This is a genomic window from Vibrio sp. dhg, assembly GCF_003443775.1.
Classification (GTDB): domain Bacteria; phylum Pseudomonadota; class Gammaproteobacteria; order Enterobacterales; family Vibrionaceae; genus Vibrio; species Vibrio natriegens.
Genome location: NZ_CP028944.1, coordinates 85,618 through 98,606 on the forward strand (window position 1 = coordinate 85,618; position 12,989 = coordinate 98,606).

Annotated in this window: 10 protein-coding genes; 3 read left to right on the plus strand and 7 right to left on the minus strand. The window is 46.7% G+C overall.

Annotation, left to right across the window (positions count from 1 at the left end; genetic code table 11):
• Window positions 1-53 precede the first annotated feature (53 nt).
• The 4 genes from DBX26_RS16075 to acsA are packed head-to-tail and all read right to left on the minus strand — an operon-like array spanning window position 54 to window position 5,362.
• Window positions 54-299: an acyl carrier protein gene (locus DBX26_RS16075; protein WP_118119945.1), complete on the minus strand. Its 246-nt coding sequence runs from the start codon at window positions 297-299 to the stop codon at window positions 54-56.
• Window positions 296-1,609: a dihydrolipoamide acetyltransferase family protein gene (locus tag DBX26_RS16080; protein ID WP_118119947.1), complete on the minus strand. Its 1,314-nt coding sequence runs from the start codon at window positions 1,607-1,609 to the stop codon at window positions 296-298. The genes DBX26_RS16075 and DBX26_RS16080 overlap by 4 nt, the downstream gene beginning before the upstream one ends.
• Before the next feature lie 13 nt (window positions 1,610-1,622).
• The gene (pdhA, locus tag DBX26_RS16085) at window positions 1,623-3,629 is read right to left on the minus strand and encodes a pyruvate dehydrogenase (acetyl-transferring) E1 component subunit alpha (protein ID WP_118119949.1); all 2,007 of its coding nucleotides are present in this window, start codon (window positions 3,627-3,629) and stop codon (window positions 1,623-1,625) included.
• The gene (acsA, locus tag DBX26_RS16090) at window positions 3,626-5,362 is read right to left on the minus strand and encodes an acetate--CoA ligase (protein WP_118119951.1); all 1,737 of its coding nucleotides are present in this window, start codon (window positions 5,360-5,362) and stop codon (window positions 3,626-3,628) included. The genes pdhA and acsA overlap by 4 nt, the downstream gene beginning before the upstream one ends.
• Before the next feature lie 304 nt (window positions 5,363-5,666).
• Here acsA and DBX26_RS16095 point away from each other — a divergent pair, with 304 nt between their 5' ends.
• Both DBX26_RS16095 and DBX26_RS16100 read left to right on the plus strand, forming a co-directional pair.
• Window positions 5,667-6,356: a phage tail protein gene (locus DBX26_RS16095; protein WP_020334973.1), complete on the plus strand. Its 690-nt coding sequence runs from the start codon at window positions 5,667-5,669 to the stop codon at window positions 6,354-6,356.
• Between the two features lie 4 nt (window positions 6,357-6,360).
• On the plus strand, window positions 6,361-7,323 hold the full coding sequence (locus DBX26_RS16100; RefSeq protein WP_118119953.1) for a tetratricopeptide repeat protein: 963 nt from the start codon (window positions 6,361-6,363) through the stop codon (window positions 7,321-7,323).
• 63 nt (window positions 7,324-7,386) lie between these two features.
• Here DBX26_RS16100 and DBX26_RS16105 read toward each other — a convergent pair whose 3' ends face one another.
• Both DBX26_RS16105 and DBX26_RS16110 read right to left on the minus strand, forming a co-directional pair.
• Window positions 7,387-7,860, minus strand: a complete 474-nt coding sequence (locus DBX26_RS16105; protein ID WP_118121213.1) for a heme-degrading domain-containing protein — start codon at window positions 7,858-7,860, stop codon at window positions 7,387-7,389.
• A 10-nt stretch (window positions 7,861-7,870) separates the two neighbouring features.
• Complete coding sequence (locus DBX26_RS16110; RefSeq protein ID WP_118119955.1) at window positions 7,871-8,914, minus strand: oxidoreductase; 1,044 nt, start codon at window positions 8,912-8,914, stop codon at window positions 7,871-7,873.
• Between the two features lie 330 nt (window positions 8,915-9,244).
• Here DBX26_RS16110 and DBX26_RS16115 point away from each other — a divergent pair, with 330 nt between their 5' ends.
• The gene (locus DBX26_RS16115; RefSeq protein ID WP_065301228.1) at window positions 9,245-10,024 is read left to right on the plus strand and encodes a DeoR/GlpR family DNA-binding transcription regulator; all 780 of its coding nucleotides are present in this window, start codon (window positions 9,245-9,247) and stop codon (window positions 10,022-10,024) included.
• A gap of 88 nt (window positions 10,025-10,112) precedes the next feature.
• Here the strand turns inward: DBX26_RS16115 and DBX26_RS16120 are convergent, their stop codons facing one another.
• A complete protein-coding gene (locus DBX26_RS16120; protein WP_118119957.1) occupies window positions 10,113-12,941 on the minus strand; it encodes an AMP-binding protein in 2,829 nt (942 codons plus the stop codon).
• Window positions 12,942-12,989 lie beyond the last annotated feature (48 nt).

A 12,989-nucleotide genomic window follows, 5' to 3' on the forward strand; every position in this document is an offset into this window, starting at 1 on the left:
CCTTTATTCTGTTTAAAGGGCTGTCTGCCGTCATTGGCGCGATAGTGCTGCGCCTACTGACACCTTTCTTGCAGATAGCTTTTTAATTGGTTGTAACTGCGTACTTGGGTGTAGTCTCCTTCCGGGATACTAACGCCGGTACTCTTTTTAAGAGACGCGAGGAGATTAAGAAAATCCATCGAATCCAGATCGCACTCTTCGCGCAAATCTTCATCAAGGTCGATTTCGTCCATTTCAATTTCCGGTGCGATGTGTTTTATCGCTTCGGCAATCGTGGTTGGTATATTGATATTGCTCATAAAGCCTCCGGATGTTGAAGTTGCTTCGCCAGCGCTTGCAGAAAACGAGCTCCTGTGACGCCGTCACTTACACGATGGTCAGCGGCTAGTGTGACGGTCATGATTTCTCCGACTTCTATTTGATTCTCTCTTATGACCGGAGCCTGACGCTGGCGGCCAAGACCAATGATCGCCACCTGAGGTGGGTAAATCACACCAGTAATACTGTCGGCTCCACGTTCTCCGATACTGGTTACCGTTATGGTGGTCTGGCTAATCTCGGAGCTGCGAAGTCGCCCGCGTCGGCTACGCTCTGCCAAATCGCGTAGTGCATCCATGGTTTGATCCACGGATAACTGGTCCGCATTGAGAATGCCCGGAATAACCAAACCGCCTTCTCGCAGACTGATGGTATTACCGATATTGACCGCAGTAGAAGGGGTGAAGTGACCGTCTTGATAAAATCCATTGAGATCAGGGAATTTTACCAACTGACGGGCGATGGCGTTGAGAATAACGGCGGGTAGCAAAAGCCGTTGCTCAGGTTCACGTTGTTGATTCTGTTCCGCCAGCCAGGTTTGTACTTTAGTCAGCTCAATGTCCAACGCGAGATAATAGTGGGGAATCTCTTTTTTCGAGCGACTCATGGCATCACTAATTGCTTGACGCATTGGTGATACGTCTTGTCGTACTGCTTTTGTTTTGTCAGCAGGTGGCGGTGTTTGTGAATCGGCGTCTTTAGGTAAGTCTCGTAGGAGAACGGCACCATATGGACCACTGCCAGTTAACGTCGAAAGTTCAATGCCTGATAGATGCGCCGTTTTTCTTGCGACTGGCGATGCGTATTGCCGTTGTTGGCTTTCAGAAGGAGAGGTCTCTAAAATGTGTTTTGATAGTTCGGATTCAGTTACGGTGTCACTTGCTCGTTTAGGCTCATTAACTGAAGTTCGGGCTGTTTTAGGCGCAATGTAAGGCGGCAATTCTTCAGCTTCTGCTTCGGCTACAAGCTGTGATGTTTCTGCTGTTGTTGATACTGGTTGTGTGTGCTCAATATCATTGGAAACAGGGGTGTCGCTTGCCATTCGAGCTATAACACTACCAACCGGCAGTTTGATGTCCGGCTCTATCAGAAGCTCAGTGATGGTGCCCGTATGGTAAGACTCCATGTCTATCGCACCTTTACTGGTCTCTATTATCGCAATGATGTCACCTTTTTCTACATGATCGCCCGGCTTTATTTGCCACTCCATCAGCGTACCATCGCGCATGTCGGCACCAAGTGCGGGCATGGTGATATCAATTAAGGAGCCATCGCGCGTATTGTTTTCCATGAGCTGATACTCCTCATTTATTCTGCCAATCGGGCGACATAAAGGTTGCCTTTGCTGCGCTTACGATTTTTTCCACTTGCGGAATGGCAGCCTGTTCTAAATGGTGAGGGTAAGGTATTGGCACTTCTTGTGTACAAACCCGGCCGACTGGGGCATCGAGTTGCCAAAAGGCGTTTTCCATAATGATTGCGCTGACTTCACCCGCCAGACTTCCGGTATACCAACCTTCATCAATAATGACAGCTCGATGAGTCTTCGAAACACTGGCAATGATGGTGTCGGTATCCAAAGGGCGGAGAGAACGCAAATCAATCACTTCGGCGTCGATGCCTTCGGTTTCTAGCTGATAGGCGGCTTGTAAGGTTTTACCAAGGTTGCCGCCATAGGTAATGAGTGTGACGTCTTTACCATCCCGACGAACCAACGCTTTATCCATTGGCGCATCAGGCGCTTCCGTAATTTGACCTTCTTCATTGAGCAGCATCACATGTTCAAAAATGATTACCGGATCAGGATCGGCCATTGCCTGATTGAGCATGTAACGAGCATCATTGTGGGTGGCTGGGCTTAACACTTTTAAACCGGGAACATGCGCATAGAAATTCTCCCAGCTGTGTGAGTGTTGTGCAGCAAGCTGTTTACCTGCACCGCAGGCCATACGAATGACGATAGGAACATTAAACTGACCTCCGGACATATGTTGCAAAGTCGCGGCGGTATTAATGATCTGATCCATGGCGAGCAAGCTAAAGTTAACGGTCATGACTTCTATGATAGGGCACATGCCACCCAGTGCGGCACCGACACCGACACCGACAAATCCCGACTCACAAAGTGGGGTATCAATGATTCGGTCAGGGCCAAATTGTTCAAGTAATCCTTTGCTGACGGCGTAGCAACCACCATAACGACCGACGTCCTCACCCATTAGGAACGAGCGTGGTTCACTAATTAGAACGTCATTGATCCCAGCACGAAGTGCTTCTCGGTAGGTCATTTTGTCAGGCGCTTGGCTACAAGGTAGAGGTTCTGGTGGTGGCTCGCCTCCCGGACTGTGCACAAAACGGGTAAGTTGTTCGGTGGGTTCTAACTCACCATTTTCTGAGAAAGTGATGGCTTCACTGATTTCTTCGGCAATTTTCGCTTCAATATCAGACAGCTCTTGATCCTGAAAGTGGCTGTTTTTTTGCAGCCAATGGATGAGTTGCTTCACTGGGCCTTTTTCTTCCCACAGGGCGACTTCACTTTTATCCCGATACAATTGCGTATCGAAACTAGAGTGGCCGCGGAATCGGTAGGTCTGACACTCGATAAAATACGGTTTATTCTGCTCGCGGACGTAATCAACCGCTTCACAGGCTGCGGCTTCTACATCAACCACATTCATGCCATCAACTTGAGTAGATTCAATGCCATAACTTCTGGCTTTTTGTGAAATATTAGTGTTTGACTCTGAGAGCGCTAAAGCCGTGCCCATAGCATAACGATTGTTCTCACAAATAAACAAAACCGGAAGATCCCATAGAGCCGCGAGGTTAAGGCTTTCATGGAATTCGCCTTCAGCAACAGCCCCTTCACCAAAAAAACACACCGCAATCGCATTCCTCTGCAATTTTTTATTCGCAAGCGCGAGGCCAGTTGCAAGAGGCAGACCGCCACCCACGATGGCGTTGCCTCCGTAAAAGTTGTGATTTTTGTCAAACAGATGCATCGAACCACCACGGCCACGGCTACAACCATTCGTTCGACCATACATTTCTGCTAAAACACTACCCATGCTCATGCCTCTGGCTAAGGCGTGCCCGTGTTCGCGATAGGTTGCGACGATCTGGTCATCTTTATTAAGTGCAGACATGACACCGACAGCGATGGCCTCTTCGCCAATATACAGGTGCAAAAAGCCACGAATTTTCTCTAGTGCATAAAGCTCCGCGCATTTTTCTTCAAATCGACGAATTCGTAGCATCTGCTCTAGCTGTTTGAGCAAATGCTCTCGATTGATATGGAGTCTTTTGTTCATTGTTCATCACTCTCCAAAGTCGAAATATCACCTTCAGGCAAGCCCAGCTCTCGTGCTTTAAGTAAGCGGCGCATGATCTTGCCACTGCGTGTTTTTGGCAGGTTGTTACGAAAGACGATTTCTTTCGGTGCGACTGCGGCGCCAAGGCGTTTGCGAGCTAAACCAAGCAGCGATTGCTGAAGTTCTTCATCTGCGGTCACATTTGGTTTAAGTGCGACAAAGGCTTTGACGATTTGACCTGCAACAGGATCGGGTACGCCAATCACACCAGCCTCGGCGACTGCTGGGTGCTCCATGAGGGCACTTTCTACCTCGAAAGGTCCAATCAAGTGGCCAGAAGATTTAATAAGGTCATCTTTACGCCCGACGAACCAGAAATAGCCGTCGGCATCTTTCATCGCGAGATCGCCGCTGAGGTACCAATCGCCTTTAAAGCAGGACTGATATTTTTCTTCTTGATTTAAATAGCCGCGAAACATAGAAGGCCAGCCGGATTTGAGCGCGAGTTCTCCGACTTGCATTGGCTCGGTTTCTTCACGTAGGGAACCGTCATCGTTTTGATTCACAATGCCAGCTTCAATATCGGGAAGTGGTTTGCCCATTGACCCCGGTTTGACCGGCCTCGAAGGAACATTGGCAATCATGATCCCGCCAGTTTCCGTCTGCCACCAGTTGTCATGAAATGGCATACCAAAAACTTTTTCACCCCATTCAACCGCTTCAGGATTCAGTGGTTCGCCAACGCTGGCCATAAAACGTAAACGAGACAAATCGAATTGCCTAGGCAGCGCTTCACCTATTTTCATCAACATACGAATTGCAGTAGGGGCGGTATACCAAACGGTCACACGTTGATCCTGTAAGATCTGATACCAACGTTCAGCATCAAACTCGGCTTCGTCAATAATCATGCTTACGCCCAAACAGAGTGGGGCGATAATGCCGTAAGTGGTGCCCGTTACCCAGCCCGGATCGGCAGTACACCAATAGATGTCATCAGGTTTTAGATCTAACGCGTAAAAGGCCGAATTAATATGATGCTGTACGGCCTGATGAACATGAATGACACCCTTAGGTTTTCCAGTTGTGCCGCTGGTAAAGTGAAGTAGCGCCATATCTTCTGGCTGTGTAGATTCGCAAGGGTGTTCAGGGTTCGTATCAGCCATCATCTCGTGATAGTTGTAGCATCCGGGTTCCCCATCAGCGCCACCATCAATCAGCAATACCGCTTTAATATGATCCAATTCCCGCCACCAGCCTTTGAGTTTTTTCCGGTATAAGCTGCGAGTAGTAATGACGACATTCGCCGAGCCAATCTCCATTCTGGAGCGGATAGGCTCGGGGCCAAATGCTGAAAAGAGTGGAGTAAACACACAACCGGCTTTGAGGGTTCCTAACGCCGCAATGTAGAGTTCCGGTCTGCGACCCGCAAGGCTGAATACTCTGCTACCACGCGGTAAATCGAGTGTAGATAATAGATCTGCAAAGCGGTTAGTTTGCTCACTTAGGTCGCGGTAACTGAAGTCAATGACCTCGTTGTCTTTACTGATCCAACGAATAGCCAGTTTATTATGTTCCGGTTGGGTAAGGTGTCTATCTAATGCCTCGAAGCCTATGTTTAAACCGCCTTCGCTCAAACCTTTCAGTAAAGGAGGAGAGAGCACTGCGTTACGTGGATCTAATTGCAGGTTGGCATTGTCCGCTAGCGTTTGGTGAAAAATTGTTTTAACCATAATTTGGCATCCCGCACAAAAGTGAACGATTTCCTGATTAGGGAAATAAACCTGCTAAAAGTATGGTTTATCGCAGTAAGTTTGCCACCGAGTAATTAAGTTTTTACTAATGTTTTGAGCTAGCCCAATTCTCTGCGTAATAGGTGTATAAAACTGGGCCAGTTGGCATGCCAATTCCAAATTTAATCTATACTGTGAGGATTCATAAATAACAAAAACATCAATAACGATTCGTGAATTCATGACGCTATCCATCATTCCAATGATTTTTGCTTCCTCACCTTTTTATTAAAGGATTCGGATTATGAAAAAGTTCACAAGAAAGCTGCTGGTTACTGCGTGTGTATTACCATCATTAATGTTCGGTTCGAATGCGCTAGCTTGCAGCGGCGATGGCAACCAACTCCTTGGCAGTATGTGTGCGTTCGCCGGTAATTTTGCTCCGCGCGGTTACACCTTAGCCCATGGTCAGATTTTGTCGATCGCACAAAATACAGCGCTGTTCTCTATTTTAGGTACAACCTATGGCGGTGACGGACGCTCAACGTTTGGTTTACCTGATACTCGAGGTCGTGCACTCATCGGATGGGGAAATGGTCCAGGGTTAACTAACTATCCACTTGGCTCCCGCGGAGGTACTGAGTCAGTCATCCTTTCCGAGGCTCAAATGCCATCTCACTCTCATACAGCATCGACGTTGATGTCTGGTGATATAGATATTGACGGTGTGATCGATCTTCACGCATTTAGTGGCAAGTCAAACACAAAAAGTCCGGCTGGTAATGCGCTTGCCGGAGCAAAATACGCGACTGAGACTCCGGATGTCGCGATGAGCCCGGATTCGATTTCTTTTAGTTTTGTCGCGGAGAATAACCTGACGGCTTCGACAACAGTATCGAGTGCTGGTGGGAGTCAGTCTCACGAAAATCGCATGCCATATATCGCAATAACCTGGGTCATTGCGCTTCAGGGCATTTATCCATCGAGAAATTAAAGAAATGCTAAACGTCACCCTGATACGACTTGCTCTGTTTACCCTAAGCTTGGCTTATCCGTCGTTTTGCGTTGCAGAAAAGCAAGATAAGGAATTGGCACAAGCGTATCAGGCACTCGCCAATGGAGACTATACAGAGTCGTTTGAAATTTTTACTCGCCTGGTAAAAGAAAACTCCGCTGAGGCACATTTTGTCTCAGCCTTGTTTTATAAGCATGGGTGGGGAAAGGTAGAGCAAGATCCTGATAAAGCTTGCGAGTTATTTTTGTATGCTACTGAAAAAGGAATCCCTGTCGCTCAGCAAGAATATGGCTATTGCGCGATGAATAACGACTCAGACAGTGCAAATGAAAGGCCTGACGATTGGTTTAAGCTCGCGTATGAAAATGGTGTCTATGAAGCAGCCTGCGATATAGGTCGTTTATATTTAGGCACTAGCTGGCAAGAGCAAAATTTGCCACAAGCAATAGAATGGTGTCTGCGTGCAGCGGAGAGAAGTGCAGTCAAAGCTCAGGTAACACTGGGTGATATTTACATCTCCTATTCGGAAGTTTTCAATTTAGAGCGGGTAGAGTTTTGGTATACGCAGGCAATAAACAACGGCTCTGGGGAGGCTGCTTATAAACTTGGAACTCTCTATCTTAGAGTTGTCGGTCAAAAAGGTGGCGATGACCACGCCAATAATAAAGCCCTTTATTTGATGGAACTCGCCTCATCTCGTCACATCGAAAAAGCGTATGAACCGACTGCAAAGATGTATTGGAAGAAGTTGCAAAATAGCTCCCATGATAGCTCTAAACTATTGGCTAAAAGCTATGTATGGGCAAAAGCGGCACACCAAGTTAATCCAACGACTGACACGGCCCGTTTCTTGGGTGAAATTGAAAAGGAGTTACCAAGACAATGGAAGGAGGAGTTAGATTTTCAAGTTGAACAGTTTAATGAAAATGTTCCGCAATTTAAGTAGAAACGGCGAAGAGCCGGCGACGTTATGTCACCGACTATTTGGCCAATCGAACCATCAGGATCTTTATGGCTGAGAATGATCTAAATGCGCTCTCAGTACCTCAATCACCATGTTATGGTCTTCTTCTGACGGTAATCCTGATACAGTGAGCACACCAACAAGTCCACTTCCTTTGATACGAATAGGAAAGGCACCTCCATGGGCACAGTATTCTCTCGCATCGATATGAGGCTGACTGTCAAAGTCACGTTGCTTAGATGCATTGTAATGACCAAGATAATGAGAGCTGTGACCAAAGCGCAGAACAGATTGACGCTTACGCTTTGCCCAGTCTTGCTTGTCTTTGGTGCTGCCTTCCATTGCGTAACTAAACAGCACTTGTTCGAACGCGTACACTTCGATAAAAACGGTAGCAGATCGTCCCTCCGCTGCCGATTTCAATGCGCAGCCGAGTTCCCATGCAGTGCCATGATTAAAATGATTTAACTGTAATTCCGCTTCTTGCTCTAGTAGCTCTGATAAAATGCCTTTACTCATTTCCTTGTTCTCACACATTCTTAATTGGTAATTTTTGACCCAAACGGCTGCTTTCCATCGCTAGTTCAATCAGCTTGATGTTCCATAGAGCATCTTCAGCACTCACTGGTGGAGCCGTTTTATTACGAATTGCGTCCGCCATTTGTAAGAAGTAGTGCTGATAGCCACCTTGCTCGGTGACCACGGCTTCACTGTTATCGGCATTATAAAAGTAGCCATAATTATCAGGAGATTCATCTGCCCAGTCAGGGCTGGTTGGCTCAACACCTTCTATCAGACGTGGTTCCTGAGGGTCTAAGCCTAGCTTTTCGTAGCTACCTTCAGTCCCTTTCAGGGTAAAACGCTTATTTGGTCCGGCACTAAAGAGATCACCATGGACAATAGCTAAGTGATTAGGGTAGTGCATGACAACATCAAAATAATCAACATTTGTCGAGCCTTCACGCATCATCTTACATTCTGCGCTGATGGCATCAGGAAGTCCGAAAAGCTCAAGTGCCTGATCAATTAAATGCGAGCCTAAATCAAACAAAATGCCACCGCCGTCAGTAGCCTGTTCGCGCCAACGTTGACGCACTTCAGGTCGGAAGCGGTCAAAGTGTGACTCAAAATGTCGGAGCTCACCAATGCGTTTTTCTTCAATTAATTTCTTAACGGTTAAGAAGTCACCATCCCAACGACGGTTATGATAAACACTTAGAATGAGGCCTTTTTCTTTTGCGAGCGCGATAAGTTCTTCACCATCCGACACATTGGTCACGAATGGCTTTTCAATGATCACGTGTTTGCCGTTTTCAAGGGCTTGCTTAGCGAGATCGAAGTGCACATCGTTTGGTGCGGTAATGATGACCAGTTCAGCATCCGAACTTGAGAGTAAATCTGACGCCGAAGCATAATGCTGTGCGGTAGGCCAGTCTTTGGCTACCGCCTCGCCATTACGGGTACTGATGGCAACGAGGTCGAATTCAGCTAACGCGCTCACAAATGGAATATGGAAAGTTTTGGCTGAAAATCCGTAGCCGATAACCGCAGTTTTGATTGGTAATAAAGTCATAAATTCAAACTCTCAATTGGTGGATTACATGATGTCCGAGCCGTTTATTCGGAATTACATCACTCGGAAGATCTATCTACCTTTGGCTACAACATCACTTATACACTACGCGTTAGTGCTTATATTCACGTATTAATGCGTATGTAAAACGCGTATGTAAAACACAAATACTGCACGTTTGCTTACGCACATTCAAGCGTTAAAAGCGATGTCCTGCGTATCAATCGCATGGAACCACGTATAAATGTAAGTGATTTTACGCGTATTCAAGTGTTTAACTTCGCGTGAATACGTTACACTCATACAAAACTAAGCATAGTGTGATTGTGAATGACGCAAGAAGAACGTTTGATAGAGATAGAAGCTCATATAAAAAGCACAGGTAAAGTCACGATAGACGAGATTTGCCTTAAGTATGACATTTCTTACGATTCAGCCCGAAGAGATCTGGTTAAACTCGCTGACCATCCGGGAATATTGCGCATCAGAGGCGGCGCAATTCTGGATGATAAAAAGGTGACGATTTCCTTTAATCAGAGATCGAAATCCAATCCGATTAAACAAAATCTGGCTGCATTTGGAGCATCACTTATCAAAGAGCATGACATCGTATTTTTAGACGCTGGCACCACTTGTGCCGCGCTGGCGTATCATCTCAATGAGCCTTGCAGTGTGATAACAAATTCACTTGAGGCGCTTAGTGAACTTCAGGATAAGGCTGGTATCAAAAAGTGTGTGCTTGGTGGAACGTTTGATGACTTTTCTCACGCCATACTCGGCGATATGACCATTCAACAGATCAGAAAATATCAGGCAAACAAAGCGTTTATTGGTGTGAGTGCTTTATCTGAATCGGGAATCACAACCGACTTAGAGACGGATGCCAACCTAAAGCTGGCGATGGCAGATCAATCTACTCAGGTTATCTGTATTGCGGAAGACAGTAAGTTCAATACCCAACTGATGTTCCAGTCCTGTTTGTGGTCAGATATCGACTTTGTCGTGACTAATCGTCGACCTCCAGAGAATATTGCGAAGAAAATGCAAGACCACGATGTCGAACTTATAGTACTGGATATAGAATCAGAATCTAAATCCGTTAGCCTCTAGTTTTAAAACAATCAGTTAGAGAAAGTTAAAGAAATCAGTGAGCTTCCTCAGGCACGCCGCAATTCACGACTTTTATTGCGGGTATTGGCTAACTGCGTGCCATATCTGGCTCACCACAGTGGGTGAGGATCTCTGATCGGGCTTTATCGCGAAGTTCAAGCGCTGCGTTCCAGTCATTACCATTGGGGAAGAGCGGTGCACCAATGGTTACACTGATGTCGCCTCTACGTGGGAAAAGAGAGTTACCTCTGAGTTTAGAGCGCGTGCCACATAAGGTAATCGGGATAACTGGCACTTGTGAGCTTACGGCAGCAATAAATGCGCCCATATGAAACGGATGAAGGCCAGACATTCGATATAATGTTCCTTCAGGAAAGACGACCATTGGCTGACAGTCTTCAGCTTCAAAAGCCAGCCTCTTAGCGTCCACAACGCTTTTTTCTACATCAAACCGTTCAACAAACTCCGTGCCGAGTTTGCTTAAGAAAATTCTGGTAAATGGATTATTGAGTAACTCACTTTTTGCCACAAAACGGCAAGGCAATTCTGAAACGGCGACGATCACCAGCCCATCAAGATAACTGCAATGATTCGCGACAAAAATACAGGGGGAATTTCCTGCTGGTAAGTGTTCCTTTCCTTCGATGGTGCACTTTGTGCCAGTAAGTCCCATGAGCGCTTTGGCACCAAACTGGGCTATTTTCCAGCATATGGCCTTATTGGGTAAGACGGCAACAAGTAACCAGACGATAGGAGCAAGTATTCCCAACACTAACCACGAATAGGCCGCGTACCCGATGTCTAAAAGGATTCGCATGTATTTACGCAGTTGCGGCATGATGCCAGCTAAGGCGAGATTCAGGGTTTGTAACCACAAAGCCCGATGCTGCTTCGCAAAGGATCCACGTTCATGCAGATCTTTACACGCACTACGACGAATTTTCCCACTGGACGTTTTTGGAATGGAGTGAGGCGGGCCGATAATGACATCATCGACGGGATTGCCAAGTAGTTTTAGAGATAGTTTGTTAATTTTACGTTTTAGCTGTTTTACTTTGTCTTTACTGGTTTCGCGGCTTTCCGCCAACACGATCAGTTTCTCCGTACCGGAGTGCGCGTCGTGGCTACCAAACGCGGCCACACAACCTTTGCGAATACCATCAATACTCCCTACCGCTTGTTCCAGCTCATGAGGATAGATATTACGCCCGGCTTTGATAATGATATCTTTGCTACGTCCGGTGATAAAAAGCTCGCCGCCTAATGTAAACGCGCGATCCCCTGTTACCAGCCAACCATCATGATACAGCGCTTTGGTTTTTTCTGGGTTTCGATAGTAACCCTGGGTGGCGGACGGACCCTGAAACTCAAGTGCGCCTTCTTCTCCATCGGGTAATTCTTTGCCCAGATCATCAACGATACGAATTTGATGCTCGGGAAGTGGGTAGCCTAAGCCAATAAACGGAATGGTATCTTCATCTTCCTGTTGGGCGAGTACAGCACGACCAAACTGGCTTAACGATGCTCTTTGGAAATACTCAATACGCGGTTCGCGGACGGTCACTGGGAATGTCAGCCCGACCGAAGATTCCGCTAGCCCATACACAGGCGACATGGTTTCTGGCTTAAATCCATACTTGGCGTATTTTTCAGAGAAGTTTTGGATCGATTGTGGACTCACGGGCTCTGCGCCGTTCCAGGAAAGCCGCCAACTGCTTAAATCGAGCCCTTCAAGATCGCTTTCCTTCACTCGAGAAACGCAAAGCTCATAGGCGAAGTTTGGTGCGGGAGAAAGGGTGCCTCGATGATGATGAATCGCCCATAGCCATCGCTGAGGTTTAGTTAAGAAGAGCAATGGCGACATGATCACCAGAGGGATCGCATGATACAAGCTACCAAGCCATGCTCCGATGAGTCCCATATCGTGGTAGACGGGTAGCCAACTCACAAACACATCGTCCGACTTGGCGTTAATGACTTTACCCATCGCGCGGATATTAGCGAGTAAGTTCGCATGGGTAAGGGTCACGCCCTTAGGTACACCCGTACTTCCGGATGTGTATTGCAAAAAAGCAATATCGTCGGTTTTAGCTTCACCCATATCGGGGAAGCTGGTGTCTTTTTGCAAATCATTCGCGGTAACGACGGCATCAACAGACGGTACTTGTAATTTAAGTAAGTGGGCCACAGGTTTTGCCTCTGGCACCGTAATCAATAGTTTTGCCTGAGCATTGTTGAGAATACTGGCGTGACGATTCAAATGATCTTCGACATGTTCAATTCGGGCTGGTGGATAAATGGGAACAGGCACCGCTCTGGCGTAAAGTATTGCAAAAAAGCTGTAGAAGTAGTCGGTACAGGTTGGCAACATGATTGCGACGCAGTCCCCAGCTTCAACTCCCGCGTCAATTAGCCCAGCGGAGATTTTGAGAGCTTGTTGTTTTAGTTGTTTATAGTTGACTTCTACCACTTCATCAGCGTTTTGATAAACGTAAAGATGGGGGCGTTCCGGGTGATGTTCCACATGCCAGTCGAGTAGCGCTTGTAGCGTTTTGACCTCAGTTGGTAACTGATGGACTGAGTCGAGTTTGATCGCTTTCGCCGACTCATCTAAGTAGGCTGTTTTATTTGATGATCCTGCCGTTAAAATCTCGCCGATAATATCTTCTGGTGTCGATATGCTGGACAATGCGTGATCAGGAAGTGACACGTCGAAACGACTTTCTATGCGTGTGATTAGCTCAGCACGCGTTAGGCTATCCAAACAAAGGTCATGGTCGAGGTCACTTTTTAAGTGAATAGAAACGGACGAGAGACCTTCGGGGTCTAGTTCAAGTTTTAGGTCCCGAACGATCTCTAACACAGTTTGCGCGATGTTTTCAGAGTCTCTACTTGTAGTGTCATTTTGGTCAGACATGCTGAAGCTTCCTGATCGAAGAAGAGTGCTGCTCGTTTTACTCTGTTA